Source organism: Exiguobacterium sp. s70 (assembly GCF_018618315.1).
GTDB classification, from domain to species: Bacteria; Bacillota; Bacilli; order Exiguobacteriales; family Exiguobacteriaceae; genus Exiguobacterium; species Exiguobacterium chiriqhucha.
The window spans coordinates 550,401-576,106 of record NZ_JACSLV010000002.1 but is presented as its reverse complement, the minus strand read 5'-3'; the positions used below and the strand labels follow the sequence as shown (position 1 = coordinate 576,106).

Here is a 25,706-nt window from a genome sequence, read left to right as displayed (position 1 = left end):
GGATTCATCCTCTCTTCCAAATCACATTATCAATCAAGCGGGCCCGTTCGAACTGCACCGCTACAGCAATCAATAGTTCGGTTGACGCGGAGGTCACCTCGGTCAACGTCGGATAGTCTTTGATTTCGACATAGTCGATCGTGCTGTTCGGAATGTTCTTCAAGTGGTCCTCGAGCCGTGCCATCACGTCTCGAATCGCCTCACCTTGCGCAAGGGCGTCTCGCGCCTCGATCAAGGCACGGTTGATGTCACTCGCATCCGCCTTCTCTGACTCCGACAAATAGACGTTACGGGACGATTTCGCAAGGCCCGACGGTTCACGGATAATCGCACAGCGGCGAATCTCGACCGGGACGAAATAGTCGCGGACGTAGCCTTCGATTAGAGCGACCTGTTGCGCATCCTTCAACCCGAAGTAAGCGCGGGTCGGACGGACGAGATTGAACAGCTTCGAAACGACGGTCAAGACGCCATCGAAATGACCGGGACGACTGGCCCCGCATAAGACGTCAGCGCCGGTGCGCACCGTCACACGTGCCATGTCGAGCGGATACATCGTCTCCGTGTTCGGGTAGAACAAGACGTCGACACCCGCCTCGCGGGCGAGTGCCTCGTCCCGCTCGAAATCACGCGGATAGCGGTCGAGGTCCTCGTTCGGTCCGAACTGGGTCGGGTTGACGAAGATGCTCATGACGACGAGGTCGTTTTCTGACTTGGCCGCTTCGACGAGACTGAGGTGCCCTTCATGCAAATAACCCATCGTCGGGACGAAACCGATCGTCCCGACACCTGTCAATGCTTCTTGTAACGAACGTGGGGTCGTGACGATGTTCATGCCTTGCCCCCGTAGAGCGTGTCGAGCAATGACTCATCCATCGTGAACGTGTGCCGTTCGAGCGGGAACGAGCCGTCTTTCGTCGCATCGACGTAATTGCGGATTGCCGTCGTCGCCACCTCATTCACGTCGGCATATGCCTCGACGAACTTCGGAAGGCGGTCGACGCCATATTTCAAGATATCGTGATAGACGAGTACTTGGCCATCCACATCGGCACCCGCACCGATTCCGATGACCGGGATGCTGAGCGCCTCGGCAATCTTTTTGGCCAATTGATGTGGCACGCATTCGAGGACGAGCATCTTCGCGCCAACCCGCTCCGCCTCGAGGCTATCGGCAATCAACTGTTCTGCGTCTTCGAGCGATTTGCCTTGTACTTTATAACCTTCGAGCACACCGACAGATTGCGGAGTGAGGCCAAGGTGGGCGACACACGGCATACCGACTTTCGTCAGACGCTCGATCGTTTCAAGCACCTCGCCAGCCCCTTCAAGTTTAATCGCATCGGCCTGTCCGTCTTGGAACAACGTCGCGGCCGCTTGGAGCGTGCGGTCGAAATCACCGTGGTATGTCGCGAACGGCATATCAACGACGACGAACGTGTCACGGGCCCCGCGGCGAACCGCTTTCGCGTGATGGACCATGTCCGAGATTGTCACAGGAATCGTCGAATCGTAACCGAGCACGACCATCCCGAGCGAATCCCCGACTAAAATGATATCGACGCCTGCAGCCTCGGCCAGTTTTGCGGACGGGTAATCGTAGGCGGTCAACATGACCAATTTCTCTTCTTGCTTCATCTTCTTCAATAACGAAGTCATCGTATGCATATAGTTCTCCTCCTAATGTGGAGACAGGTTAGAAAAAACGCCTTCCTACACGAATGGTAAGAAGGCGCACGAAAACAATCTCAAGTAGATGAGTGTCCTTCTGTCCCTGTCAAAATGATCAAGGCAGACAAAAAAATGTAGTGACGGTCTGCAGTACTGGTACACTTCGCGAGCGATAGCGTCCGGCACATTCATTATAGACCACGAACCCGTTTCCATCAATCATTCCAAACTGCGATCTCGGCAGAGTAAATCGGCTCGACCGTTCCTTCATGTTCCAACAGGAGTGCCCCATCCTCTGAAATGCCGCGCATCGTCCCGCGTCTTGGCTTCCCTGACGCCGTCAACGTCACCGGTTCGTTCAGATAAGCGGCGTATTCGAGCCAATGGGCGCGCACAGAATCAAATCCTGACGCGAGGAACAAATCGTATTCCGTCTCGAGCTCGGCGAGCAAGTGCGCAAGCAACTCGCTTCTCCGATACGTCTGATTCGTTTCCAGCTTGATGGACGTCGCGCGATGGGCGAGCTCGTCCGGGATGACATCGCTATTGACGTTCAACCCGAACCCAAGGATGACGGCTTGAATCCGGTCACCCTCCGTCTGCATCTCAGTCAAGATACCGCCGATTTTTTTCCCATTGAGCAACAAGTCATTCGGCCATTTGATGGTGGCCGGGATACCTTGCGCGTGCAAAGCGCGCGCGAACGCGCTCGCCGCCATGAGCGTCAGCTTCGAGGCGTCGCGAATCGGCAGCGCCGGGCGCAGGATGACACTCGCCGCGATATTGACGTGGCTCGGATTATACCAGTTCCGGCCGAGTTGGCCTCGTCCCGCTGTCTGCTCCTCGCTGATGACGAGCGTTCCTTCGAGGACGCCCTTTTGCGCCAATTCATGGGCGATGCGTTGGGTCGTATCGACTTGATCAAACGCATGGACGGCTTGTCCGAACCGCCCTTTTCGGAACGATACGAACGCCGGCTCATCGAGTCGGTCGGTCTGGCCGAACAATTGATACCCTTTTCGAGGAATCGTCTCAATCGCATACCCATCTTGTTTTAACGTCTCGATATGTTTCCAAATAGCGGTACGTGAAATATTTAATTGACGGGCCAACTCCTGACCACTCCAGACGGTCCCGTCCTGCAACAGGTTTAATACTTTTCCGCGTGTTGAAGCCATCGTTTCGCCTCCTTTCGTAACGGTTCCGGTTCGTTGGCGAGCTCGCCGTCCAGCACGAGCCGTTCGACGTGGGCGAGCACTTGTTTGATGAGCGGGCCCTGGGCCCCGATTTGGAGCGCATCACGGCCGTCGAAGCGAAGCTCCCGGCGCGATTGAATCGGCAACTGCCGCTTCAACTGTTCAGCCGTCTCCGTCCGACCCGACATGTCGAGATACGTCGAGAGCGTCGCCGTCGTCGTCTCGTAAATCGTGAACGTGTCGAGGCCGGTCGTGAACAACCGGGCGAGCACGTTCGCTTCCCGTTTCAGCGCGTTCGAGCGTTTCCACGGCGTCAACCAATCGGTCGCAGCGGCATGATGGACGAACAGCGCCCAGCCGCCGACCGGATTGACCGGCGTCCGTCTGTCGGCGATGACGCGCTCAATCAGTTCTGCCGAGACGTTCGGTAAATACTGATGGATGCCGAGGTCCAGTATCGCCGCCAGCGCTTTTCGATACGCCGGACCGACCATCAGCTTCTCAAACTCGATAGCGACCCGCTCCATCGCGATGTCTTGCAGTTTATGACCGAGTTCGCGGGAAGCCCGTTGCACGTCGTCATCGAGACGGAAATCGAGCTGGGCCATGAAGCGGAACGCCCGCATGATGCGGAGCGCGTCCTCATTGAAGCGTTCGTACGGGCTGCCGACGGTACGGATGACACGCGCCTCAAGATCCATCCGACCGCCGAACAAATCGACGACGTTGCCATCGTGGAACGCCATCGCGTTCATCGTGAAGTCGCGCCGTTTCATGTCCTCCTCGAGCGAGACGCCGAGCGACACGTGGTCGGGCCGTCTCGAATCCGAATACGTCCCTTCCGACCGGAACGTCGTCACTTCGAACGGATGATGGTCGAGAATGACCGTCACTGTGCCGTGATCGATTCCGGTCGGTACCGATTTCGGGAACAAACGCATGACTTCGTCCGGAAAGAGCGACGTGGCGATATCGATGTCATCCGGAAGCGTACCGCGCATGTAGTCGCGGACGGCCCCCCCGACGATATACGCTTCGCCGCCGTGGGCGTTAATCGTCTCGATAATCCGTTTGGCGTATTCCCATTCCGTCATGGGCGCACCACCTGTTCATAAAGCGATTCATATGCCGTTACGATATCGGCCGACGCGAACTGTTTGGCCCGTTCGAGCCCGTTCGTGCGGAAGCGTGCATGCAGTTCCCCGTCGAGCAAAATCGCTTCGAGCGCTCTCGTCGCCGCGAGCGCGTCGCCGCGTTTGACGACGAACCCTTCCACGCCGTCAGTGATGACTTCCGGCAATCCGCCCGCATCGCTGACGACCGACGGGACGCCCGTCGCCATCGCCTCGAGCGCGACGAGACCGAACGCCTCTTTGTCCGATAACAGGATGTGGACGTCGCAAATCGACAAGAGCGCCGCCACTTGTTCTTGCTTCCCGGCGAAGATGACTTGCTCTTCGAGTCCCATTTCGCTCACGAGGCGGCGCATCGCTCCCATGAGCGGACCGTCGCCGACGAGGAGCAGTTTCTTATGTGGGACGTTCATCTGCTGGAACGCCTCGAGCACGAGATCGATTCGCTTCACTTGCCGGAAGTTCGAGATATGGATGACGACCCGGTCTTGATCGGACAAGCCATACCGTTCGCGGAGGGACGTGTCGGCCTGCGGTTGATAGACCGCCTCATCGATGAAGTTGTGGATGACATCAATCGATAAGTCGGACCCGATCCGCTCGAGCGTCTCTTGCTTCAAACTGTCCGAGACGGCCGTGATGGCGTTCGATTGGCGTAAGCCGTACAAAATTGCCGGCTTCAATTCCTCATCTTCGCCGAGCACGGTGATATCCGTGCCATGGAGTGTCGACACGATCGGTGTCTTCGTCCCCGCCATCTCGCGTCCGAGGGCGGCACAAACGGCGTGCGGCACCGCATAGTGGGCGTGGATGACATCGAGGCCGAACGCCCGGATGACGCTCGCAATCTTCGACGCCAGCGTGATGTCGTACGGTGGATACCGGAACACCGAGTATTGATTGATTTCGACTTGGTGGAACGTGATGTTCGGATGATAAGCGTTCAATCGGAATGGGATGCTCGACGTGATGAAATGGACATCATGGCCCCGGTCGGCGAGTTTCATCCCGAGCTCGGTGGCGAGAATGCCCGAGCCCCCGACCGATGGATAACAGAGAACTCCGATTCTTAGACTCATGTGAGCTCACCTGCCTGATGGACCACGTATGGGCGGCTCGTCATCAACCCTTCCGCATATGCGGTCCCGATTAAGCTACCGAAGTGACGTTCCCTCGCCAATACCCGTTCGAGATAGGCGTCCGTGAGCGGCGTTGCCACGCCGTCGACCGGTGTGAACTGACTGGCATAGGCACGCAAGGCGTCAAGTTTTTGCTCGATTGTCCCCGTGATGTCGATGCAGACGTCCGGTGTCGTATGGGCGTTAATCATATATTGATAGACACTCGACGGCCGATATGCCGGGACGTCGGGCATGTATTTACGGATTCCGGCATTAAAGAGCGCCTCCTCGACGAGTCGGGCGCAGGCGCCGTGATCGGGATGGCGGTCGATGCCGTATGGATACAGGACGTGTGTCGGACGCTCGGACCGAATCAATCGGACGATCGCCTCGATTTGAGTTGCGTCCCCGGTCAGGCCCCGGTCCGGGAACCCGAGATTGATGCGACGGATGCCGAGCACCCGATCGGCCGTTTCGGCTTCGATGCCGCGCGTGACGACGTCCCCATTCGAAGACAGCTCCGCTCTCGTCAAATCGACGTATAGAACGTCGACCCCGGCCTTGGTCCATTGGGCGGTCATGCCGGCGATTCCGATTTCGATATCGTCCGGATGGGCCCCAATTGCTACTATTTTCATAAAATCACCTCTTCTGTGAAAAGTATATCGGACTCATCGCGGAATGTCATATGTAGAGGGTAGTCAATCGAGAGGTTTTTCGAGTACGCTACTAGGTGGGAGGTGAACCAAATGACGGTACAATTACCGATTCGGTTTCGCAATATATTCTTTATTTTAATTGGTTCCTTTATTTTCGCGTTCGGCGTCTATCATTTCAACGTCCAGAACAATTTGGCGGAAGGCGGATTCACGGGCATCACCTTGATTCTGCGCGGTTTGTTCGACTGGTCGCCATCGATCACGAACTTGGCGCTCAACATCCCGCTCTTTTTTGTCAGCTACAAGCTGCTCGGGCGGACGACGTTCATCTATACGCTCATCGGGACGTTCAGTTTCTCGCTCTGGTACGCCCTCATCGCCAAGTACTCGAATCTAATCATCGATTTGACGGACGATATGGTGCTCGCGAGTCTATTCGCCGGTCTCTTCATCGGGGTCGGTCTCGGCATCATCTTCAATAACGGTGGGACGACGGGAGGCGTCGATATCATCGCCCGACTCGTCCAACGTTACGTCGGATGGTCAATCGGCAAGACGTTTCTCGTGTTCGACTTTTTCGTCATCGTCCTCAGCTTGACGTATCTCGATATTCGCGAGGCGATGTACACACTCCTCGCCGTCTATATCGGCGCCCGCGTCATCGACTCGATGCAAGAAGGGACATACGCTGGCAAGGCCGCCATGATTATCAGCGACCATCGTACGGCCATCGCTGACGGGATTCACGCCACGATGAACCGCGGGACGACACGGCTCCTCGCCAAGGGTGGCTATTCGAATAAAGAGCTCGAAGTGCTATACGTCGTCGTTGGACGAAACGAAGTCAATCGGTTGAAGACGATCGTCAAACAGATCGACCCGCACGCCTTCGTCACGTTCCACCACGTCTATGAGGTCGGCGGTGAAGGGTTCACGTTCGATGAGAACCGTGTCCCGCTGAAATAAGTCACGACAAACGACGCCCCGTTCGGATGAACGGGGCGTTTCGTTATGGCTCGATTCGGACAATCTCAAAATCGAGTGGGCCGGCCGGTGAAGCGATTGATACGGATTGACCGACGACGCCTCCCATCAACCCGCTACCGAGCGGGGACGATACGGAAATCGTTCCTTCCGCCAAATCAGCCTCGAGCTCACCGACGAGGCGATACGTCTCATCATTCCCGTCCGGTAATTCCCGAATGACGACTCGGCTCCCGAACGCGACGACGTCAGGCCGACCCTCGTCGACGATAACGGCATCGGCGAGCAGTCGCTCCAGTTCGACAATTTTAGTCTCAATCCGCTCTTGTTCCCGGACCGCCTCCACGTACGTCACGTCTTCACGAAAATCACAAAACTTTCGGGCCGTCTTGACGCGTTCGAGCGCCACATGCCGGCTATCCCCGCGCAACGTCTCCAGCTGTTCTTGTAAGCGGAGCCGTCCCGCTTTCGTCAATTGTGGTTGATTCATCTGCTACTCCTTTCGAAAGCAAAATTAAAAAAGTCCCGTCACGTGGACGGGACCCTTGATTCTACTCATCACGTGGCATGAAGACGATGAGCGCCAAGCGGATCAGTTCGGCGACGGCGACAAGTGTGGCCGCCACATATGTCCAAGCCGCCGCGTTGAGCACTTTGCGTGCGCCCGACTCTTCCGTTGCCGTGACGATGCCGTGGCTCGTCAATTCAGCCATAGCCCGTTTCGAGGCATCGAATTCGACAGGTAACGTGACGAGTTGGAACACGACCGCCCCGAGCATCATGATGACACCGAGTTGGGCGAGCCCCATCGCGCCGAGCAAGAAACCACCTAAGAGAAGTGGGAACGACAAGTTCGATGTGATGTTCACGACCGGGACGAGACGGTGACGGACCCGCATCAACTTATAGTCGGATGCATCTTGAATCACGTGGCCAATCTCGTGGGCCGCAATCGCAGCCGATGAAATCGTCGACCCTTGATACACTTCGCGCGACAGACGGACGACTTTATTGACCGGGTCGTAATGGTCACTCATCAAACCATCGACCATCTCGATCCGGACGTTATGAACGCCGTTTTGTTTCATGATGAAGTCAGCGACCTGTGCACCCGTGACTCCGCTTTGAATCGGTTGTTGGAGAAACTTTTTGTACGTACTTTTCACTCGCATCTGGGCCCATAACGGAATGAGCATAATCAGTGCAAGATAGAAAATATAGCCACCTAATGACATGTTCTCTATCACCTCTGCGTGTATTTGATAATCTGATTTTACATTCTAATGAACTTATTATCAAGCGAAGTGCGTAGGATGATGTGGTATCCCATAAAAAAACATATTCCGGTCAACCAGAACGACCCGTAGCCGATCCAGGCGATATGTTCGGCCAGTGACGGATAACGCGGCCATTGTCCGAGCACGTAGTCGACAACGTCGTTATGGATGACCCAGATGAGCGTCAAGACGAACGAGCGGACCGTCCATGTCATGAACGGTGCGTACAACAGCGCCTGGAACGCCATCGCCCCGTGTGACACCATCAGCATGACGGCCATGAGCACGGTGAACGTCTCGGCATCGGGACCGAGTTCCCGTAAGAACAAGATGTTCATGATGACGGCCCATACCCCGTATTTGATGAGCGTCACGAAGGCGAGCGTCTCCATGAGGGGTGACTTCTTCCCGGCAATCCATAAGCCGAGCACGACCGTGAAGAAGAGCGAGGCCGTCGGACTGTCCGGCACGAACGGCCAATAGATGAGCGGTGTGTCACGGAGCTGGGGCTCATACCAGACATATCCGTAAATCGTTCCGAACAAGTTGATGATGAACAGGAGCACCAAGACGGTCCGATGGGTGAGAAACGGGCGTAACATATGTATCATTCGTGTATTCCATCCTTTTTTCTCTATTGTAGCGCAACGGAGGCGAAGTAAAAAGAAGCGTGACCCGTTAGACGGGCCACGCTTCTTGAACCAATCGATTATTGGTTGTTTTCGCCGCCTTCACCGTATGAAGCGATGAATTCAGACATGGCTTGGAGATCTTCATCCGAACCATCCCATTGACCGGCTGGCATCGTACCGACACCGTTGACCGCGATATCCGCGATCTCTTCGGCCGTATACTGTGTGCCGACGAGTGCAGGAGCTGCTGCCCCGCCTTCGAGGTTCTGACCGTGACAGTTCACACAAGACTGAGCCGAGTAAATCTCATAGCCAGGTGCGGCCGTATCGATTTCAGGGCCCTCGCCCGGAACTTCCAAGATCCCTTGTTCATGAACTTGATCCCAGTGCGTCGTTTGAACCGATTCCCACGTCAAGTAGAAAATCGACAACACGCCGAGCAACATGAAGCTAATGGCGACCGGACGTTTCGCCGGACGGCGTTCGAGTCCTTGGTCAAGCCATGGTGCGATCAAGAGCGCCGTGAAAGCGACCCCTGGCAAGATGACCGTTCCAAGCAAGATCCAATCCCCTGCTGCGAACTGATACTTGAGCAATTGATACAAGAACAAGAAATACCAGTCCGGAAGCGGAATGTATGACGTGTTCGTTGGATCGGCGATGTTTTGGAGCGGTGGGGCCTCGACAATCGTCAAGGCGATGAATCCGATCAAGAAGACCGAACCGACCATCCACTCTTTCAACAAGAAGTTCGGCCAGAACGCTTCCGTGCGTCCTGGATACTCTGAATAGTCTTTAGCAATATTTTGTTTCCGATTCGAGATTCCTACTCGAGAGTCGGTTACAAATTTCATCCCTTTACCGCGATGCATATCGTTTCTCCTCCTTTTTGTCTTCGAATCGGCTTATAGCGGTCCTGAGATCCCTTGCTTACGAATCATCAAGAAGTGGGCTCCGAGGAGTCCGAACAAGGCCGCCGGTAAGAAGAAGACGTGAATGGCGAAGAAGTTCGTGAGCGTCCGTGCGCCGACGATCTCGCCACCGGCGAGAAGCGTTTTGGCGATACCACCAATGACCGGGACACTCTCGGCAATTTGAAGTGTAACTTTCGTCGCGAACAACGCTTTCATATCCCACGGCAACAAGTACCCTGTAAGACCGAGCGCCAAGACGACGAAGAACAAGAGAACACCGACGACCCAGTTGAGTTCGCGAGGTTTCTTATACGACCCGGTAAAGAATACGCGGAGCGTATGTAAGAACAACATGACGATCGCAACCGATGCGCCCCAGTGGTGCATCCCACGAACGATTTGTCCGTGCGCGATCTCGTTTTGAAGATAGTACACCGACGCGTGCGCGTTGATGATGTCTGGTACATAGTACATCGTCAAGAACATCCCTGACAGAATTTGAATCACGATCGTGAAGAACGTCAGACCGCCGAAGCAATAAACAAATGCTGAAAAGTGATGGGCAGGGTTGACGTGTTCTGGAACTTCATGGTCAGCGATGTCGCGCCATAACGGCGTGATGTCGACGCGTTCATCGACCCAATCATAAATTTTTTGTAACATCGACTATTCCCCCTCTCACAACTGTGCGACTGGACTGCCCAAGTATAGGAAGCCGTCTTTTTCTTCTTTTTCGTAGCGTGCAAGTGGTGCAGTCGGAGGCGTACCAGGAATGTTCGTTCCATCTTTCTCATAGCGACCGAAGTGACACGGGCAGAAGAATTCTGTCGGTCGAGTCGGGTCTCCACCATATCCTACTTGGCAGCCGAGGTGCGTACAAATTGGAGACAAGGCGATGATTTCGCCGCTCTCATCTTTAAATACCCACGCCGAAAGCGTTTCTTCAAATTCATACCAAGCATCTTGCGTTTGTTTCTTAAAGTCGACACGTTGCGGCTCAGTCGTGATGTCATCAAGACTGATGACTTTTACTTTATCGCCCGCTCCCGATTTTTTTAAGACCGGATCGATCGCAAAGTTGACCATCGGACTGATCAATGTTGCCGCCATAAAGCCACCTACACCAGTCAACGTATACGTTAAGAACTGACGGCGTGTGACTTTTGACCCATTTTGAGCCATTTCGTTCCCCCCTCATTCGTGTGCATAACCCCATAATTCTTTATGCATTCTTCACAAAAATTTCTCACTCAACAAAATAGTATATCAATAAAACCTCCACGTCAACCGCTTCATGTCGCCATCCAACGGCTCGAAAGATCGGTAATGACTTGCGTCGCAAAATTTTGAACCATCGTGTGCGACTGCTCGCCGGACATGCCTTTCAACGCAAGCGGCGGAACGAAAATAATCGGCAGTTCAGAGCCCTTGAAACGCAAATCCGAGGAGATGAACAACACGTGGGTAAACCCCGATGCCGTCGCCTGAACAGTAACTTGTTCGGCGAGCGCACGCCCTGCCTCCGCGTCGACATAACTGATTGTCGGGCTTAGCATCGTCCGGCCGGACAATTGGCGCTCGGTTTCAAGTGCCACCGCCTGGATGACTTCGTTTCCTTCGGCTTTGCGCACCATGTCCTCATCAAACGCCAGTTCGACGAGCGGGACGACGAGCGTATCGACGTATTGGCGTTCTGAGAGCGACTTCATCGCGTCTAGACCATCGAACCTCATCTTCCTCCTCCTCTCCATTAGACATACATCATTATGTTCATTGTAGCGTACCTACAATCGTTCCCTCTGCGAAACTTATGAACGAAATGTGAAATTATTGTGTATTCCTACGTCATTAATATACCAAAAAACAAGCGCTTACCATAACGGAAGCGCTTGTTTTTATTAAAATAATTTTGAGGCTCGGACTTGATGGAGCTGGCTCGTCAAGTTGCGGAACAATTTCTCGTCCCGTCGGTCGAGTGCCTTATCGATTTCGACGAGCAGACGCTCCTCCTCGAACTGGGCAACCGAGGCCCGAATGACCGTCTGGGCCGACGTCGTCACTTCGTCTTTCACTTCGGCGACGGGTTCGAACGGATTCAATTCCACGATATCAATCCACAGCTCATCAATCATCATGCCTTGAAAGTTCAACTCCACGTAGATGGCGCCGTCGTGGAGCCGGATGTCGTGATACGCCTTCTCGGGATTGACCGTGATGAGGTCACCCCGACGGTAACGGAACGGTTCGCCGTCAAATCCATACGCCGTCATGATCAGACTGCGCGGTGAGACCGAGGCGTTCGTGACGAAATGAACGTTCCCGAGTTTTTCTGGATGTCTGAGCCAGTAGTCGATAATCCACTTGGCTTCTCGTTTACGAAGCGTATGATGAGCGAGGAATCGCTTTAAAAATGTTCTTTTCCGCTCGACCATATGACCCCATCTCCTTTATATCGTTTAATCGTGATCCGTCAACCGTTCGAGCCGCTCTTCAAGTGCTTGGCGGTCATCGACATCGACAGTGAGCGCAAGCGTTTGCTCGAGCACTCGTTGCGCTTGGTCACGCTGTCCTTCTTCTATCAATAGTGTAGCCCATTCAATCGCAAATGACACGTCCTCTTTATAAACTTGCTCGATCGACCGGTATAACGTGACGGCCGTATCATAGTCTTCAAGTTCATAGGCCGCTTTCGCCTTGTACCATGTCATGAGCGGGGAAGTCGAATGTTCCTCGAGCGCATCGATCGTCTCGAGGACGGCCTCCATGTCCCCACCTTCGAACAAGACCGATAAGAGCAGCTCAGTCGCCTGAAGCGACTCCGGATTCAACGCGAGAGCCTCGCGCAATTCCGTGACCGCCTCATCTGTCCGACCTTGTTTCAAGAACAGTTTCGCTTTTACCGTGCGCAACTCATCGTTATAGTCGTCGCGGTCAATCCCTTGGCCAATCACCTCGAGCGCCTCATCGAAGCGGCCGAGTTCGTCGAGCGCTTCCGTGTAAGGCAGATAGAGCGACGTGAAGTCGGGGTCCATCGAGCGAAGCGACTCAAACTGTTTGACGGCAATTTCGTCACGGCCGATGCGGTGGGCCGTCATGGCGTGACCGAAAATCGTGTTCAAGTTGCGGTCTTCCGCCTTCTCATACTCATCGAGTGCCTCTTCGAAAGAGCCGATCATCGTGAGCGCCTCCGCGTAATCGGCCTGATAATCGAGTTCTTCCGGCAAGCGCAAGTGCGGCAGACGCGCGTACAGCGGGACCGCCTGTTCGAACGAGCCGATCGACGCGTACAACTCGGCCAATCCGTAGATGAGGAGCGGTTCGTCCGGATTCGTCTCGAGCGCCTCCATCAGTTTCTTGACGGCGACCTCGTCTAAGCCTTGTGATTGATATAAATCGGCGAGGAGGACGAGACTGCGCATATGCGCTTCCTTGTCCGTCGTATCGATTTTCTCGAGGACGGCAATCGCCTCTTCTTCCCGGTCACTGTCCAAGTAGGCCTCGGCGAGCGACAAGGCGACGTGCGGGTTGCCCGCATAATCGACATATAGCGCCGCGAGCAACTTGACGGCCCGATCGGCGAGGCCGAGTTCGAGGTAGAGATCGGCGATGGCCAACCGGTCCTCGTCCGACCCTTCCTTCTCGAGCGATTCGAGATGCATGAGGGCATGCTCCGTCTCACCTTTTTCAAGCATCTCAATGATATGGTTTAATTCTGTTTCGTCTAACATCGTCAAAATTCCTCCTAGCGGCTACTCGTATTGACGTTATTCTATCTCACGACCGAGTCGTTGTAAATCGTCACGGAAGCGCGGGTAACTCACGTCCGCTGCCTCGACGTCGTCAATCGTCACATGTTCCGTCGTCAATAAGTCCGCAATTTGGAGCATCATCGCCAAGCGATGATCTCCGTGCGAGGAGACGTGTCCCCCGTGCAAACGGCTCGGATAGACGTCAAAGCCGTCATCCGTCTCGCGAAGGTCGACACCGAGCGCCTTCAATTCGCTCGCGACCGTCTGAATCCGGTCCGTCTCTTTCACGCGAAGCTCCCCCGCATCCCGGACCGACGAGGGGCTCGATGCCTGCGACGCGACGAGGGCGAATAATGGCAACTCGTCGATTTGATGCGGGATGGCGGTCCCGTCCAACCGGATGCCGTGGAGCGTGCTCGTCGACACGGTGACGTCCCCGACCGATTCTTCTCCGAGTGCGCGGACGTTCGTCACGTCAACGTGCGCCCCCATCCGTTCGAGCGTGCGCAAAAAGCCAATCCGTGTCTCGTTCAAACAGACGTCGGTCGTCGTGACGCGACTATCCGGGACGAGCGCGGCCCCGGCCCACCAAAAGGCGGCCGAGGACGGATCAGCCGGTACGGCCACCGTCGCGCCTTCCAGGACGGACGGCGACAGCCGAATCGTCCGAACCCCCTCTTCCGAGGTGATGTCAATCTGCCCGTTGAACAGCGGCAGCATGCGTTCGGTATGATCCCTCGACAAGACCGGCTCGCGCACGATCGTCGGGCTGTCCGCACGGAGTCCAGCCAATAAGATGGCCGATTTCACTTGCGCGCTCGCGACAGGCAACGTGTAATCGATGCCCGTCAACGCCCGCCCGCGGATGTGGAGCGGAGCGACGTCACCTGCAAGGTCGGCTCCCATGGCGCGCAACGGTGCAGTGACGCGTCGCATCGGCCTCTTCGACAGCGAGGCGTCGCCGGTGAGCGTGAACGTCCCGTCGTAGCCTGCAAGCAGTCCCGTCAAGAGACGCATCGTCGTGCCGGAGTTCCCGCAATCGAGTTCCGCCGACGTGAGCGACGGGCTGCCAGTGATGACGAGTCGTTCCGCTTGTTCATCGACTTGTGCGCCCAAACGACGGATCGCCTCGAGCGTCGACCGGCAATCCTCACCGAGGAGCGGGTCGTACACCGTCGTCTGTCCGTGCGCCACGGCCCCGAGCAATAACGCCCGGTGCGTGATCGACTTATCGCTCGGTACGCGTATCAATCCGTTCAATCCCATCTTAAAACCACCCTTTCAACTGATTGTACGCTTCGACGAGCCGCTCGGTCGTGACGCTCGTCACGGTCACTTCTTCACCGAGCAAGACGAAGCGAATCTGTCCAGTTCGATTCTTTTTATCGTGGCGCATCATCTCGAGATACGCCTCGAATGGCTGCCAGACGACCGGCGTGATTGCTTGTTGCTTCATGAATCCGGCGAGCGTTTCCGCGCGTGAGACGTCTCCGGCGACGAGGAAGGCGTACACCATTCCGTATAGGATGGCCTCCCCGTGCGCTAATCGGTACGCCTCGACCGACTCCAACGCATGGCCGAACGTATGACCAAAGTTCAGCCATGCCCTTACGCCGTGTTCCCGCTCATCGGTCTCGACGACCTGTCGTTTCACTTCAATCCCACGCGCGAGCCACGCCTCCCAATCGAGCGGTCCTTGCGCCAAGGCGGTGAACAGCTCGGTCTCGAACGAGTGCCCGAGGACGTATCGTGACAAGTAGGCATGTTTAATTAACTCGCCGAGCCCACTCAGTACGTCACGGTCCGTCAACGTCTCGAGGCGGTCGACGTTATAGTGGACGCCCGCTGGCTGATAAAAGGCACCGATCGCGTTTTTGGCGAGCGGATGGTTGACCGCGACTTTTCCGCCGACGGCTGAATCGTGGGCGAGAACTGTCGTCGGCACTTGTATGTAATGCAGGCCGCGCATATAAACACTCGCCAAAAAGCCGGCCAAGTCGCCAATCATGCCGCCGCCAAAGGCGACGACGAGCGTGTCCCGGTCACAGCCAGACGTCAACCCGTCCGCGACGAGACGTTCAATCGTCGCGAGCGATTTCGATGCGTCGCCCGGACGGACGACCGACCAGACGATTGGACGCGCGCTTGCCTCGAGACGAGTCCGAAACGCCTTCCCGTGCAGGCGATCTACCGTCTCGTCCGTGATGACCCACACGGTCGAGCACGAGAAGTAAGGGACGCGGTCGAGCCAGGCGTCCCCTCGTTCAATTGTGACGTCGTATGGAGTCGAGGCGTTCACGTGAATCGTCACCACGTGCGAATCTCCTCGCGGTACGCGTCGACGCGCGCTTGGATGCGTCCGACCGTGTCATGTCCGAACGTCTCGCATAACTCACGGGCGATTTCAAACGCGACGACGGCCTCGACGACGAGTGAGGCGGCCGGGACGGCACAGGCGTCACTTCGCTCGATTTGGGCGAGGAACGGTTGTTTCGTATCGATATCGACGGATTGGAGCGGCTTGTAGAGCGTCGGAATCGGTTTCATCACAGCGGTACAGACAATCGGCATCCCGGTCGTCATCCCACCTTCGAAACCGCCGAGATGATTGCTCAGGCGTGTATAGCCGTCGGGACCATAAGCGATCGGGTCCATCACTTCCGACCCTGGTCGATACGCCATCTCGAAACCATCACCGAACGCGACGCCTTTGATGGCGTTGACACTCATGACGGCGCGAGCGATCGCCGCATCGAGTTTCCGGTCATATTGGACGTACGATCCGAGCCCCGGGATGACACCATGCACTTCCGTACAGACGACACCTCCGAGCGAGTCACCGGCGGCTTTCGCCTCATCGATTCGATGCATCATCGCCTGGCCTGCCGTCTCATCCATCGTCCGGACCGGTGACGCCTCGATCGTGGCGCGCAATATGTCGAGCGACTCGTATGAAGCATCGGCCTCGACCCCGCCAATCACTTTGACATAGCTGACGAGCGACATCCCGACAGCAGCGAGCAGTTGTTTGCTGAGTGCGCCGACGGCGACCCGAGCGGCCGTCTCACGTGCGCTCGAGCGTTCAAGGACGTCTCGCAGGTCACGATGATCGTATTTCAAGCCGCCGACGAGGTCCGCATGTCCTGGTCGCGGGCGGACGACGCGGCGTTTGATTTCCACGTCCGCATCGACCGGTTCGGCCTGCATGACGTTCCGCCAATGAGTATGGTCCTTGTTCTCGATCCAGAACGAAATAGGGGCCCCTGTCGTCACCCCGTGACGAATGCCGGCCCTCACCTCGATTCGGTCTGATTCAATTTGCATGCGGCGGCCGCGGCCGTAGCCGGACTGCCGTTTCGCGAGTTCCGCATTGATGGCTTGCACATCGACCTCAAGCCCGGCCGGTACACCCTCGATGATGATTGAAAGTCCAGGCCCGTGCGATTCTCCTGCCGTCAAATAACGCATAGCTGCCACCTCATTCTTCAAATTTTTCGTAGAAGAAGCTCTGCTTCATCTTGTAGCCGTATCGCTTCGGTTGAAAGATCTGCTCGGTCCCTCCGACGAAGAGGACACCGCCTGGTCGGAGCGATCGGTGGAACGATGTATAAACTTTCTCTTTCGCTTCCTCGGTGAAATAAATCAAGACGTTCCGACAGACGATTAAATCAAAATTCCGTTCATACACGTCGGCCAGCAGATTATGTTTTTTGAACGTTACTAATTTTTTGATGTCCTCTGTGATGTAATAGTCGTCTCCACGGCGGGTGAAGTAACGCTGCCGAAACTCTGATGGCAAGTCGACGAGCGCCCGCTCATGATACTTGCCTTGTTTCGCTTTTTCGATCACCACGTCATCTAGGTCCGTCGCCGTGATTGTGAACTGGGCGGGTGACAAATGTTTCGATAACAGCATCGCCAACGAATACGGTTCTTCACCCGTCGAGCACGCCGCGCTCCAGACGCGCAACTTGCCCTGGCTCTTACGGATGAGTTCCGGCAAAATGTCCGTCTCTAGTTGCTGCCAACGGACCGGGTTCCGGTAAAATTCACTCACGTTGATGGTCATGCGATCTAAAAATTCATCGTATAAGCCCCGGTCCGACTCCATCGCTTTGAAGTATTCGATAAACGTGGCATACCCTTTCTTCTCGCGAAGTGCAATCATACGTCGCTTCATCTGGGCTTCTTTGTATAGGTTTAAGTCAATCCCCGACTTCATATAAAACTTTTTTACGAAGATGGCATAATCATTTATCACCAGTTCCAACCTCAATTCTTTCTCTTCTCCTAGATCATGTCGTGCCAAAACAAGCGAAAGCGCTTTAATCCCAATATAAAAAGGGACAGGAGGCCCCCGTCCCTTTTATCGTCATCAAACGTGTGATGCTTCAGTGGCGAACCAGAGTGACAATTCACGCTCTGCGCTCTCCACGCTATCTGAACCATGGATGACGTTTTGTGACATCGTCGAGGCCAAATCGCCACGAATTGTTCCAGGTTGTGCGTCTAACGGGTTCGTCTTCCCGATCATCAATCGAGAGACGGCGACGATATTTTCGCCTTCCCACTCCATCGCTACAACAGGACCAGACGTTAAGAATTCGACAAGTTCTCCAAAGAACGGCTTTTCCTTATGTTCCGCATAATGCGATTGTGCGACTTCAACCGATGGCGTCAATAGCTCAAGACGGTTCAACGTATATCCTTTCGTTTCGAAGCGCGAGATGATTTCCCCAATCAGACCGCGTTTCACTCCATCCGGTTTTACCATTAAAAATGTTTTTTCCATTCCCCTAATCCCCCTAAATCAATATGTGTACCATGTACTTTATTAGTTTACACGGTCATCTTGATTATTGAAAGGGTTTACAAGGTGGTTGTTACCATTTTCGTTTCCCGATATACTCGGCGATTTCAATGAGCGAGCGCTTGTCCGGTACGTCCGGCAAGCCATCGAGACGTTGAATCGCCCGGTTCACGTACCGGTCGATTGTTCGTTGGCTTCGCTCGAGCGTCCCGTTGCGCTGCACTTCACGAACGAGCGTATGGGTCGTCGCGTAATCGGACGACTGGTTGACTTGCTGCAACCGACCAAAGAATTCAGGGTCTTCCGCTGAATAGAAGAGCGGCAACGTTTTATGGCCGTGCTTCAAATCTTCTCCGACCGGCTTTCCAAGCTGAAAACTTTTCGCGGTGAAATCGAGCAAATCATCCGTCATTTGGAACGCCATCCCGATGTCATAGCCGAACAGCCGCAGCTGTTTGACGACTTCGGGTGACGCCCCTGAGACGACGGCCCCGGCCGCACAACTCGTCTCAATCAAGAGTGCCGTCTTTCGGGCAATACGATCGAGATATCGTTTCGGGGACTGGCCCCAGTCGTATTGGTCTTGGATCTGATTGATTTCACCGATACAAATCAGTTCCATCGTGTCTGCCATGATTTCCATCACGCGCGGCGAGTCGACCTCAGAGACGAGTCGAATCGCTTCGCCGAACAACGTATTCCCTGTATACATCGCGACCTGCTCATCGTAACGTTCCATGACGGTCGGTTTGCCCCGGCGAAGTGTGGCGTCATCGATGACGTCATCATGGACAAGAGAGGCCATATGAATCAGTTCAAGACTCGCCGCCACTTTCGTCAAGCGGATGTCTTTCGCTTGCCCGAAACCAGCGCTCAGCAATACGAACGCCGGACGGATCCGCTTCCCGCCCGCATCAAGCAGTTGCTTCGAGGCCGCCTCGATGACCGGGTGATCCGTATGGACCCGCGTCGACAAGAAGCGATCGATCTGCTCAATCTCTCGGTTCATGTGGCGATAAAGTCGCTTCAAAGACATCGGTCACCACTTCTTTCCTAGGTGCATGGCACACGCACCGCCGGAGAACGCCTTCACTTCGACTTGTTCGAAGCCTGCCGTCTCGAACATGCGTTTTAGCGTCAACCGGTCCGGGAATTGGTCGGTCGACTCTTGGAGCCATTTGTATTGATCGTATGAGCCGGCGAACACTTTTCCGAATAACGGCATGACCGAGCCGAAATAGAAGCGATACAGTTCGCTGAACAGCGGTGCTGTCGGTTGGCTCGTCTCGAGACAGACGACCGTCCCGCCCGGTTTCAAGACCCGGTGCAGTTCACGGAGCACCGTCATGTAATCCGGTACGTTGCGAAGGCCGAAGCCGATCGTCACGTAGTCGAATGAGTGATCCCCGAACGGCAATGCCATCGCGTTACCATGGATGAGTTCGATCGTCGGATAATCGGCCACTTTCTCTTGGCCGACCGCGAGCATATTCTCGGAAAAATCAAGACCTTTGACGACACCGGTATTACCAGCCGCCTCGGCGAGTTGAATCGTCCAGTCGGCCGTCCCGCAGCAGACGTCAAGACATTTTGCGCCCGGGAACACTTGCATGCGACGCATCGTCGCTTTGCGCCACCATTTATGCAAACGGAAACTGATGATCGAGTTCATCGTATCGTAGCTCGGTGAGATTGATTGAAACACGTCATATACTTTTTGCTCTTTTTCTTTCGGTTGCAATACGTAACATCCTTTCCGTTCTAAGCGACAGCGTGCGCCAGGAGCGTCGTTAGCTGTTCTCGTTGATCTTGGCGCAGTACTGTCGCCTTTCGTTCGATGATCGTTTTTCCGTATGTGGTCAAGTAGGACCGACCTATCACCTCAGAAAACGTTTTAATCAATCCGAAGTTCGCTTCCATCCAAGTCGTGACGGATACGTCCGCATCAAGCGCGAGCGTACATTTCGCCCCATTGACAAGCTGGACCGACCGACCGAAGCGATTGCTATAGTCGGCAGGAAACAGTGCCAATATTTTATAAAATTGAGCCGAGGCGAAATCGCCGGCGAGCACTTTGAGTTGCCGCTCGAGCGAGCCGTTCGGGCAATCCTTTACTTGATCGTGCAGTTCAAGTGCTTGATGTGCAAAATACGTCGCAAGCACGAGCTGACGTTGTTGATTCGATTCGATTTCAATCATCTCGACCATCCAACGAAGTAAAGGCATGTCGACTACGGGTACAATCTCGTGTCTCGTCAAATACGGATGGTTCATGCGTTCTTCGATTTGACGAGCAAGGTCGGTGACAACGGTTTCGTATGTCATCTGTTCCATGCTATCCCCCCTCGTCCTCTTCGTTGTCATTCTGACATAGTATAGCACATTTTTGTCACATTCACGCCATGTGAACTCGCTTTCCGACACAAAAAAAGCCGCCTTTCGGCGACTTATGTATTGCCCATTATTTGACCGCATCTTTAAGCGCTTTACCTGCTTTGAAGGCAGGAACTTTGCTTGCCGGGATTTCGATATCTTCTTTCGTACGTGGGTTGCGACCTTTACGGGCAGCGCGCTCACGAACTTCAAAAGTACCAAAACCGATCAATTGAATTTTATCACCGTTTTGGAGTGCTTCAGTGATAGATTCGAAAGTAGCTTCTACAACTTGTGTAGCTTCTTTTTTCGAAACATTTGCTTTCTCCGCAACTGCTTGGATCAATTCAGTTTTGTTCATCACGATTCACCTCCTCTCACTGAGAGTTTACGGGATTAATCATATCGTACAAACGTTGATATGACAACATTTTTTAAGCAATCGGCCTATATTCGACCCGCTCAGTCGATCAGTTGTTTAAAAACTCGACTTCACCTTGTTCATTAATCGTGTACCCTTGCGAATAAGCCGGAGCGAATGGGGAGTCATTATAGAGCAAATACCGAATGTCCTCACCGACTTTTGGCTCTACATCCGTGTTCTCGAGGGCGGCCTCCAGGTCGGCACGGTAGTCGACAAATAATTGTCCGGTCCCGTCGACATAGATCGGCAACTCGTTTTCCGTGTACGGACTCGGGATACTTGGCTCTTCAGAGACGAAGACGAGATCATAATCAATCGTGAATTGATTCTTTCCGAGCGACCCGTCAAACGGGAACTTGCCTTCTTTGGCCCGGAACGCGTTAATATTCGTCTGTAACTGTTGCAAGCTTTCTGACACACGTAAATCAATGAGTTTGACCTTCGGCTCCGTCTCGGCGTCCACGAGGACGTACAAGAACAGACCGCCTCCTTCGAAGCTGTTCGCCGGCGGGTCGGCTAAATAACCAGGGACGAGCCGGGCGAACTCGATCGGATAACGTTCCATGAGTGGCGTCTCGGCCGGCCTTGTTTTAATCGGCAACACCCCGGTCGTCTCCTTGAACGAGTCGACGGCCGTCTGTACCGACTTCAGTTGGTCTTCATACGGGACGTTATCGACCCGGTTCGAATCCGGGAACATACATCCACTGAGCACGGTCGCCGCCAATAGACTCGCGACCAAAAAAATCCGTTTCACGTCTTATCCTCCTGTCGGTCCTGAAGCGACCACATAAATCATGATGATCGTCCCAAATAAAAATATGACGAATGCGATGACGCGGACGAGCGCCGCGAACCATCCCGTTAGTTTCGTATGGCTGACTGCCACCATGAGCGCGGCGATGGCAAACGCCCCGATACCCGCAAATGAAATCCACATCTTGATCAGTGACGGTGTCACGTCTATCCCCTCGACTTTCTCTTTAAATCTATCTCCGTACATTAGTGTAGCAAAAAAAACAAAGGAACTGAACGAAAACGTCAGTCCCTTTGCTCTACGTCGCCTTCGAAATGGAACACTTCTTCCATTTCATGCTTCTGCGGGCGTCTCATTAACTTTTGTACTTCATCATGTGGGCTCTTACCTTCGAATAACACGTTGTAGAGGGCCTCTGTGATCGGCATCTCGACACCGGCTTCCCGAGCGAGCGTATGCGCCGCCTCACAGGCACGCACCCCCTCCACGACCATGCCCATTTGACCGAGCACATCCTCGAGCTTCTCGCCGCGACCGATCGCGTTCCCGGCACGCCAGTTACGGCTATGCTGAGACGTGGCCGTGACAATCAAATCGCCGATTCCCGTCAAGCCGGAGAACGACGCCGGGTTGGCACCGAGTTTGACCCCGAGCCGGGCGATCTCGACGATCCCGCGTGTCATGAGGGCCGCTTTGGCGTTATCGCCATAGCCGAGCCCATCCGTCATTCCTGCGGCAAGCGCGATGATGTTCTTGAGCGCACCGCCGTACTCCGCCCCGATGACGTCCGAATTCAAATAGACCCGGAACTGATCGTTCGTGAGCAACTCTTGAATCTCATCGGCCACGTCCAAGTCCTCGCAAGCGATTGTGATGGTCGTCAATTTACGGACGGCCACTTCCTCGGCATGCGTCGGTCCCGTCAAGACACCGATGGCCCGACGTTTCGACGGGTCGATTTCTTCGGCGATAATCTCCGACAGACGTTTATGCGTCTTCGGTTCGATTCCTTTGGCGGCATGCACGATGACCGCCGGTTTCGTAAGGAGCGCGTTCAACTCACGCGACACCGGACGAATCGCCGAACTCGGGACGACGAGGAATACGATGGAACGATCTTTGACCGCTTCCGCCAAGTCTGTCGTCGCCCGAATCGAAGTCGGCAACGGTGCGTCTTTCAAATAGGTCGCGTTCGTGTGGGCCGTGTTGATTTCATGAACGTGATCTTCCTCACGTCCATATAGTAGAACATCATGTCCGTTGTCAGCGAGGACGAGCGATATCGCCGTTCCCCAGCTCCCTGCGCCGATGACAGCTACTTTTGCCATAGGAGGCACCCCCATTACTAGTTTTTCTGACGAGCCACGATATGAATCGGTGTACCAGTAAAGTCAAATGCGCGGCGAATCTGGTTATCTAGATAACGTTTGTATGAGAAGTGAAGCAACTCTGGATCGTTGACGAACAACACGAACGTCGGCGGCTCGATGGCCACTTGCGTCGCGTAGTTGATCTTGAGTCGTTGTCCTTTGTCCGTCGGTGTCGGGTTCATCGCGACTGCGTCGACGATGACGTCGTTCAAGACGCTCGTCGAGATGCGACGACGATGTGAATCAGCCACTTCTTTGACGACCGGCAGAAGCGTCTGCAATCGTTTCGACGTGAGCGCCGACAAGAAGACAATCGGTGCGTAGTCAAGGAACAAGAATTCTTTACGAATCTTCTCTTCCATTTTCTTCATCGTTTTATCGTCTTTGTCGACGGCGTCCCATTTGTTGACGACGAGAACGATGGCTTTCCCCGCTTCGTGGGCGAGTCCGGCAACACGTTTGTCTTGCTCGATGATGCCTTCTTCACCGTCGATGACGACGAGAACGACGTTCGAGCGTTCAATCGCTTTTTGGGCACGCATGACGCTGTAGCGCTCGGTAGATTCATACACTTTCCCACGCTTGCGCATCCCTGCCGTATCGATGATGACGTATTCTTGCCCATCCCGTGTGAACGGTGTATCGATGGCATCACGAGTCGTCCCCGCGATGTCCGAGACGATGACGCGTTCTTCACCGAGAATCGCGTTCGTCAAGCTCGATTTCCCAACGTTCGGACGTCCGATGAGCGAGAACTGGATGACTTCTTCATTGTACTCATAGTCGTCTTTGTCTGGAGCCATGTCGAGCACTTTGTCGAGCAAGTCCCCGAGACCAAGACCGTGCGTCCCTGAAATCGGGAACGGATCGCCGAATCCGAGTGAATAGAACTCATACATGAGTTCGCGCATCTCGAAGTTGTCGACTTTGTTGACGGCGAGGACGACCGGTTTGTTCGAACGGAACAACAAGTTCGCCACTTCTTCGTCTGCTGCTGTAATGCCTTCGCGTCCGTTCACCATGAAGACGATGACGTCCGCCTCATCGATCGCAAGCTCGGCCTGATGCCGCATTTGCACGAGGAGCGGCTCATCACCGACCTCGATTCCGCCTGTGTCGATTAAATGAAACTTACGGTTCAACCACTCACCCGTCCCATAAATGCGGTCGCGTGTTACACCGGGCTTATCATCGACGATCGACACGCGATCTCCGATAATCCGGTTAAAAATCGTGGATTTCCCAATATTCGGGCGGCCTACGATGGCCACTGCTGGAATTCCCATATAAACACCTCTCTAACTTTCATTCAATAAGTCTATCGTTTCTAATTGCAACTGTACTATCATATCACAGGCGAATTTCTGTGACCATACAAAAAGAAGCGGGAGTCTGGCTCCCGCTTGAACGATCGTCTTATTTAGAATCGTCCGAGGCTTCGTCACCTGTCAATTCAGAGACAGAGAAACCTCCTTGGTCGCTATACTCGTCAAGCAACGATTGATCCGCGTCGCCACGTGATGAATCGCTCGACTCGAGCGCACGCATCGACAACGAGATTTTCTTCTCGTCAAGATGGACGTCGAGTACTTTGACGGTTACTTCTTGGCCTTCTGACAAGACTTCAGATGGTGTCGCGATGTGTCGGTTCGCAATTTGCGAGATATGGAGCAAACCTTCAACTTGTGGTGCGACTTCGACGAACGCACCGAACGTGACGAGACGTTTGACTTTCCCTTCAATCACGTCACCTGGCTGAATTTTACCTTCTACCGATTCCCACGGTCCAGGCTGCGTCTCTTTAATCGACAACTTCACTTTCTCGTTGTCGAGGTCAAGTCCAAGCACTTTCACTTTGACTTTATCTCCTTCAGTCACAACATCGCTCGGTTTCTCAACCCGGCTATGCGCCATTTCCGAAATGTGGACGAGGCCATCGACACCGCCGATATCGACAAACGCACCGAAATCTGTGAGACGTTGAACCGTCCCTTCGATGATTTGACCGACTTCAAGCGATTCGAGCGTCTCCGCTTTCTTGGCGCTCATTTCCGCTTCGGCAACCGCTTTATGCGACAAGATGACGCGATTTTTCTCGCGGTCAATCTCGACGACTTTAACCGTAATTGGTTTATTCAAGTAGGATGAGAAGTCTTCGACGAAATGGTTCTCTACGAGCGAAGCCGGGATAAATCCACGGATACCGATGTCAACGACAAGTCCACCTTTGACCTTGTCTTTTACCATGACTTCGAATACTTCGCCGGATTCGAATTTCTCGACGATTTGATCCCAAGCTGCCTCGGCATCAACGTCTTTCTTCGAAACGACCACCTCTTCGTCCGTGACCTTTTTCACTTTGACACGGATTTCGTCGTTAACATGGAGTGATTCGTTTAAATCGTCTAAATGCATGCTTGATACTTCGCTGATTGGTAAAATTGCCTCGGTTTTATAACCGATATCGATCAACGCTTGCTTGTCCTCGATTTTGACGACAGTACCGGTCACAATTTGACCTCGATTGATTTCAAAATCAGGCATATCTTTCATTTCTTCGACCATTCCAACACTACCCCCTCACGATGAGTACAAAAAGGAGCGCCCTAAGGCGCTTACACCTAGTATAAACTTCT

At 54.3% G+C, this 25,706-nt stretch carries 30 protein-coding genes; 1 reads left to right on the top strand and 29 read right to left on the bottom strand.

Annotated elements, in window-relative coordinates; translation table 11 throughout:
- Positions 1-4: 4 nt before the first annotated feature.
- From panC to bshB1, 6 genes are all read right to left on the bottom strand, one after another.
- A complete protein-coding gene (panC, locus tag KNP84_RS07630) occupies positions 5-835 on the bottom strand; it encodes a pantoate--beta-alanine ligase (RefSeq protein WP_214800829.1) in 831 nt (276 codons plus the stop codon).
- Positions 832-1,668 carry a 3-methyl-2-oxobutanoate hydroxymethyltransferase gene (gene panB / locus KNP84_RS07625; protein WP_021067219.1) on the bottom strand — a complete coding sequence of 279 codons (837 nt, stop codon included), beginning with the start codon at positions 1,666-1,668 and terminating at the stop codon, positions 832-834. Before panB ends, panC begins: the two co-directional genes overlap by 4 nt.
- A gap of 218 nt (positions 1,669-1,886) precedes the next feature.
- The gene (locus KNP84_RS07620) at positions 1,887-2,849 is read right to left on the bottom strand and encodes a biotin--[acetyl-CoA-carboxylase] ligase (RefSeq protein ID WP_214800831.1); all 963 of its coding nucleotides are present in this window, start codon (positions 2,847-2,849) and stop codon (positions 1,887-1,889) included.
- A complete protein-coding gene (locus tag KNP84_RS07615) occupies positions 2,822-3,961 on the bottom strand; it encodes a CCA tRNA nucleotidyltransferase (protein ID WP_215114548.1) in 1,140 nt (379 codons plus the stop codon). The genes KNP84_RS07620 and KNP84_RS07615 overlap by 28 nt, the downstream gene beginning before the upstream one ends.
- Complete coding sequence (bshA, locus tag KNP84_RS07610; protein ID WP_021067216.1) at positions 3,958-5,079, bottom strand: N-acetyl-alpha-D-glucosaminyl L-malate synthase BshA; 1,122 nt, start codon at positions 5,077-5,079, stop codon at positions 3,958-3,960. The genes KNP84_RS07615 and bshA overlap by 4 nt, the downstream gene beginning before the upstream one ends.
- A complete protein-coding gene (gene bshB1 / locus KNP84_RS07605) occupies positions 5,076-5,759 on the bottom strand; it encodes a bacillithiol biosynthesis deacetylase BshB1 (protein ID WP_058763415.1) in 684 nt (227 codons plus the stop codon). The genes bshA and bshB1 overlap by 4 nt, the downstream gene beginning before the upstream one ends.
- Positions 5,760-5,870: 111 nt before the next feature.
- On the opposite strand from bshB1, the gene KNP84_RS07600 reads away from it, so the two are divergent.
- The gene (locus KNP84_RS07600) at positions 5,871-6,746 is read left to right on the top strand and encodes a YitT family protein (RefSeq protein ID WP_021067214.1); all 876 of its coding nucleotides are present in this window, start codon (positions 5,871-5,873) and stop codon (positions 6,744-6,746) included.
- 43 nt (positions 6,747-6,789) lie between these two features.
- Here KNP84_RS07600 and KNP84_RS07595 read toward each other — a convergent pair whose 3' ends face one another.
- The 23 genes from KNP84_RS07595 to rpsA all read right to left on the bottom strand — a co-directional run bounded on the left by KNP84_RS07595 (position 6,790) and on the right by rpsA (position 25,635).
- Positions 6,790-7,254 (bottom strand): GreA/GreB family elongation factor, encoded by a 465-nt coding sequence (locus KNP84_RS07595; protein WP_215114547.1) that lies wholly within the window; start codon positions 7,252-7,254, stop codon positions 6,790-6,792.
- A 61-nt stretch (positions 7,255-7,315) separates the two neighbouring features.
- Positions 7,316-7,999 (bottom strand): zinc metallopeptidase, encoded by a 684-nt coding sequence (locus tag KNP84_RS07590; RefSeq protein WP_029595658.1) that lies wholly within the window; start codon positions 7,997-7,999, stop codon positions 7,316-7,318.
- A gap of 38 nt (positions 8,000-8,037) precedes the next feature.
- Positions 8,038-8,652: a DUF1405 domain-containing protein gene (locus KNP84_RS07585; RefSeq protein ID WP_214719761.1), complete on the bottom strand. Its 615-nt coding sequence runs from the start codon at positions 8,650-8,652 to the stop codon at positions 8,038-8,040.
- 98 nt (positions 8,653-8,750) lie between these two features.
- Positions 8,751-9,545: a menaquinol-cytochrome c reductase cytochrome b/c subunit gene (locus KNP84_RS07580; protein ID WP_021067210.1), complete on the bottom strand. Its 795-nt coding sequence runs from the start codon at positions 9,543-9,545 to the stop codon at positions 8,751-8,753.
- A gap of 33 nt (positions 9,546-9,578) precedes the next feature.
- Positions 9,579-10,250 (bottom strand): menaquinol-cytochrome c reductase cytochrome b subunit, encoded by a 672-nt coding sequence (qcrB, locus tag KNP84_RS07575; protein WP_021067209.1) that lies wholly within the window; start codon positions 10,248-10,250, stop codon positions 9,579-9,581.
- 15 nt (positions 10,251-10,265) lie between these two features.
- On the bottom strand, positions 10,266-10,769 hold the full coding sequence (locus KNP84_RS07570) for a QcrA and Rieske domain-containing protein (RefSeq protein WP_021067208.1): 504 nt from the start codon (positions 10,767-10,769) through the stop codon (positions 10,266-10,268).
- Between the two features lie 110 nt (positions 10,770-10,879).
- Positions 10,880-11,320, bottom strand: a complete 441-nt coding sequence (locus KNP84_RS07565; protein WP_021067207.1) for a DUF2487 family protein — start codon at positions 11,318-11,320, stop codon at positions 10,880-10,882.
- A 165-nt stretch (positions 11,321-11,485) separates the two neighbouring features.
- Positions 11,486-12,019, bottom strand: a complete 534-nt coding sequence (locus KNP84_RS07560; RefSeq protein WP_021067206.1) for a ReoY family proteolytic degradation factor — start codon at positions 12,017-12,019, stop codon at positions 11,486-11,488.
- A 24-nt stretch (positions 12,020-12,043) separates the two neighbouring features.
- Positions 12,044-13,315, bottom strand: a complete 1,272-nt coding sequence (locus tag KNP84_RS07555) for a tetratricopeptide repeat protein (protein WP_021067205.1) — start codon at positions 13,313-13,315, stop codon at positions 12,044-12,046.
- A 36-nt stretch (positions 13,316-13,351) separates the two neighbouring features.
- On the bottom strand, positions 13,352-14,602 hold the full coding sequence (gene aroA, locus KNP84_RS07550; protein WP_021067204.1) for a 3-phosphoshikimate 1-carboxyvinyltransferase: 1,251 nt from the start codon (positions 14,600-14,602) through the stop codon (positions 13,352-13,354).
- A gap of 1 nt (position 14,603) precedes the next feature.
- Positions 14,604-15,650 (bottom strand): 3-dehydroquinate synthase, encoded by a 1,047-nt coding sequence (locus KNP84_RS07545; protein WP_215114546.1) that lies wholly within the window; start codon positions 15,648-15,650, stop codon positions 14,604-14,606.
- Positions 15,644-16,804 carry a chorismate synthase gene (gene aroC / locus KNP84_RS07540; RefSeq protein WP_215114545.1) on the bottom strand — a complete coding sequence of 387 codons (1,161 nt, stop codon included), beginning with the start codon at positions 16,802-16,804 and terminating at the stop codon, positions 15,644-15,646. Before aroC ends, KNP84_RS07545 begins: the two co-directional genes overlap by 7 nt.
- Positions 16,805-16,814: 10 nt before the next feature.
- Entirely contained in the window at positions 16,815-17,594 is a 780-nt protein-coding gene (locus KNP84_RS07535) for a CheR family methyltransferase (RefSeq protein WP_029595663.1), read from the bottom strand.
- A gap of 117 nt (positions 17,595-17,711) precedes the next feature.
- A complete protein-coding gene (gene ndk / locus KNP84_RS07530) occupies positions 17,712-18,128 on the bottom strand; it encodes a nucleoside-diphosphate kinase (RefSeq protein ID WP_021067200.1) in 417 nt (138 codons plus the stop codon).
- A 91-nt stretch (positions 18,129-18,219) separates the two neighbouring features.
- Entirely contained in the window at positions 18,220-19,155 is a 936-nt protein-coding gene (locus KNP84_RS07525; RefSeq protein ID WP_242686637.1) for a polyprenyl synthetase family protein, read from the bottom strand.
- A gap of 30 nt (positions 19,156-19,185) precedes the next feature.
- A complete protein-coding gene (locus tag KNP84_RS07520; protein ID WP_021067198.1) occupies positions 19,186-19,887 on the bottom strand; it encodes a demethylmenaquinone methyltransferase in 702 nt (233 codons plus the stop codon).
- Between the two features lie 20 nt (positions 19,888-19,907).
- A complete protein-coding gene (locus KNP84_RS07515) occupies positions 19,908-20,480 on the bottom strand; it encodes a heptaprenyl diphosphate synthase component 1 (protein ID WP_021067197.1) in 573 nt (190 codons plus the stop codon).
- A 127-nt stretch (positions 20,481-20,607) separates the two neighbouring features.
- Positions 20,608-20,880 carry an HU family DNA-binding protein gene (locus KNP84_RS07510; RefSeq protein WP_021067196.1) on the bottom strand — a complete coding sequence of 91 codons (273 nt, stop codon included), beginning with the start codon at positions 20,878-20,880 and terminating at the stop codon, positions 20,608-20,610.
- A gap of 109 nt (positions 20,881-20,989) precedes the next feature.
- Positions 20,990-21,700, bottom strand: a complete 711-nt coding sequence (locus KNP84_RS07505) for a hypothetical protein (protein ID WP_021067195.1) — start codon at positions 21,698-21,700, stop codon at positions 20,990-20,992.
- A gap of 3 nt (positions 21,701-21,703) precedes the next feature.
- The gene (locus KNP84_RS07500) at positions 21,704-21,883 is read right to left on the bottom strand and encodes a DUF2768 family protein (RefSeq protein WP_251026112.1); all 180 of its coding nucleotides are present in this window, start codon (positions 21,881-21,883) and stop codon (positions 21,704-21,706) included.
- A gap of 101 nt (positions 21,884-21,984) precedes the next feature.
- The gene (locus tag KNP84_RS07495; RefSeq protein WP_021067193.1) at positions 21,985-23,028 is read right to left on the bottom strand and encodes an NAD(P)H-dependent glycerol-3-phosphate dehydrogenase; all 1,044 of its coding nucleotides are present in this window, start codon (positions 23,026-23,028) and stop codon (positions 21,985-21,987) included.
- A gap of 17 nt (positions 23,029-23,045) precedes the next feature.
- A complete protein-coding gene (gene der, locus KNP84_RS07490) occupies positions 23,046-24,356 on the bottom strand; it encodes a ribosome biogenesis GTPase Der (RefSeq protein WP_021067192.1) in 1,311 nt (436 codons plus the stop codon).
- A gap of 130 nt (positions 24,357-24,486) precedes the next feature.
- On the bottom strand, positions 24,487-25,635 hold the full coding sequence (gene rpsA, locus KNP84_RS07485; protein WP_021067191.1) for a 30S ribosomal protein S1: 1,149 nt from the start codon (positions 25,633-25,635) through the stop codon (positions 24,487-24,489).
- Positions 25,636-25,706 lie beyond the last annotated feature (71 nt).

Coding starts and splice junctions, on each gene's coding strand:
- panC (WP_214800829.1), bottom strand. CDS start 835: ATGAACATCGTCACGACCCCACGTTCGTTACAAGAAGCATTGACAGGT.
- panB (WP_021067219.1), bottom strand. CDS start 1,668: ATGCATACGATGACTTCGTTATTGAAGAAGATGAAGCAAGAAGAGAAA.
- KNP84_RS07620 (WP_214800831.1), bottom strand. CDS start 2,849: ATGGCTTCAACACGCGGAAAAGTATTAAACCTGTTGCAGGACGGGACC.
- KNP84_RS07615 (WP_215114548.1), bottom strand. CDS start 3,961: ATGACGGAATGGGAATACGCCAAACGGATTATCGAGACGATTAACGCC.
- bshA (WP_021067216.1), bottom strand. CDS start 5,079: ATGAGTCTAAGAATCGGAGTTCTCTGTTATCCATCGGTCGGGGGCTCG.
- bshB1 (WP_058763415.1), bottom strand. CDS start 5,759: ATGAAAATAGTAGCAATTGGGGCCCATCCGGACGATATCGAAATCGGA.
- KNP84_RS07600 (WP_021067214.1), top strand. CDS start 5,871: ATGACGGTACAATTACCGATTCGGTTTCGCAATATATTCTTTATTTTA.
- KNP84_RS07595 (WP_215114547.1), bottom strand. CDS start 7,254: ATGAATCAACCACAATTGACGAAAGCGGGACGGCTCCGCTTACAAGAA.
- KNP84_RS07590 (WP_029595658.1), bottom strand. CDS start 7,999: ATGTCATTAGGTGGCTATATTTTCTATCTTGCACTGATTATGCTCATT.
- KNP84_RS07585 (WP_214719761.1), bottom strand. CDS start 8,652: ATGATACATATGTTACGCCCGTTTCTCACCCATCGGACCGTCTTGGTG.
- KNP84_RS07580 (WP_021067210.1), bottom strand. CDS start 9,545: ATGCATCGCGGTAAAGGGATGAAATTTGTAACCGACTCTCGAGTAGGA.
- qcrB (WP_021067209.1), bottom strand. CDS start 10,250: ATGTTACAAAAAATTTATGATTGGGTCGATGAACGCGTCGACATCACG.
- KNP84_RS07570 (WP_021067208.1), bottom strand. CDS start 10,769: ATGGCTCAAAATGGGTCAAAAGTCACACGCCGTCAGTTCTTAACGTAT.
- KNP84_RS07565 (WP_021067207.1), bottom strand. CDS start 11,320: ATGAGGTTCGATGGTCTAGACGCGATGAAGTCGCTCTCAGAACGCCAA.
- KNP84_RS07560 (WP_021067206.1), bottom strand. CDS start 12,019: ATGGTCGAGCGGAAAAGAACATTTTTAAAGCGATTCCTCGCTCATCAT.
- KNP84_RS07555 (WP_021067205.1), bottom strand. CDS start 13,315: ATGTTAGACGAAACAGAATTAAACCATATCATTGAGATGCTTGAAAAA.
- aroA (WP_021067204.1), bottom strand. CDS start 14,602: ATGGGATTGAACGGATTGATACGCGTACCGAGCGATAAGTCGATCACG.
- aroC (WP_215114545.1), bottom strand. CDS start 16,804: ATGCGTTATTTGACGGCAGGAGAATCGCACGGGCCTGGACTTTCAATC.
- ndk (WP_021067200.1), bottom strand. CDS start 18,128: ATGGAAAAAACATTTTTAATGGTAAAACCGGATGGAGTGAAACGCGGT.
- KNP84_RS07525 (WP_242686637.1), bottom strand. CDS start 19,155: ATGAACCGAGAGATTGAGCAGATCGATCGCTTCTTGTCGACGCGGGTC.
- KNP84_RS07515 (WP_021067197.1), bottom strand. CDS start 20,480: ATGGAACAGATGACATACGAAACCGTTGTCACCGACCTTGCTCGTCAA.
- KNP84_RS07510 (WP_021067196.1), bottom strand. CDS start 20,880: ATGAACAAAACTGAATTGATCCAAGCAGTTGCGGAGAAAGCAAATGTT.
- KNP84_RS07500 (WP_251026112.1), bottom strand. CDS start 21,883: ATGTGGATTTCATTTGCGGGTATCGGGGCGTTTGCCATCGCCGCGCTC.
- KNP84_RS07495 (WP_021067193.1), bottom strand. CDS start 23,028: ATGGCAAAAGTAGCTGTCATCGGCGCAGGGAGCTGGGGAACGGCGATA.
- der (WP_021067192.1), bottom strand. CDS start 24,356: ATGGGAATTCCAGCAGTGGCCATCGTAGGCCGCCCGAATATTGGGAAA.
- rpsA (WP_021067191.1), bottom strand. CDS start 25,635: ATGGTCGAAGAAATGAAAGATATGCCTGATTTTGAAATCAATCGAGGT.